The sequence below is a fragment of the Ochrobactrum sp. SFR4 genome (genome assembly GCF_019730395.1).
Lineage (GTDB): Bacteria > Pseudomonadota > Alphaproteobacteria > Rhizobiales > Rhizobiaceae > Pseudochrobactrum.
On sequence record NZ_JAAPBB010000260.1, the window covers coordinates 1 to 414 of the forward strand.

General features: G+C 50.5%; 1 protein-coding gene and 1 pseudogene. Both read left to right on the forward strand.

Annotation, left to right across the window (positions count from 1 at the left end; all coding sequences use genetic code 11):
• Nucleotides 1–220: pseudogene (locus HBA93_RS18885) on the forward strand (ABC transporter permease); the annotation flags it as partial.
• A gap of 27 nt (nt 221–247) precedes the next feature.
• On the forward strand, nt 248–414 hold a 167-nt coding region (locus tag HBA93_RS24640), incomplete at its 3' end, for an ATP-binding cassette domain-containing protein (RefSeq protein ID WP_221724322.1).

The following is a 414-nucleotide window of genomic DNA, read 5'->3' on the forward strand; positions in this document are numbered from 1 at the left end:
CGCAGCAGCGCTATTTTCTTTTGTAATCTCATTCATTGATCTGGAAAAGTCACTGTTTCTTGTCGGCCCCGGCCGCACAACCCTGCAGATCGCGCTGGTTAATTATATGGAGTGGAACCTCGATTCGACCGTTGCCGCGGTTGCCAGTGTGCAGATCCTGATCATCTGCGTTCTGCTCGTTATCAGTGACCGCTACGCCAAGCTGAGCCGTGTATTTTGACCGTCATCACCAAGAATGGAAATTCCCATGTCTGATGTTGTTTTACAGTGCATTACCAAAAAATACGGCGCGGTAACCGCCGTCAATGATGTCTCTATGATCATCATGCAGGGCGAACTGGTCGCTTTTCTCGGGCCGTCAGGTTGCGGCAAGACTACAACTTTGCGGATGATCGGCGGGTTTGTTGATGTGAC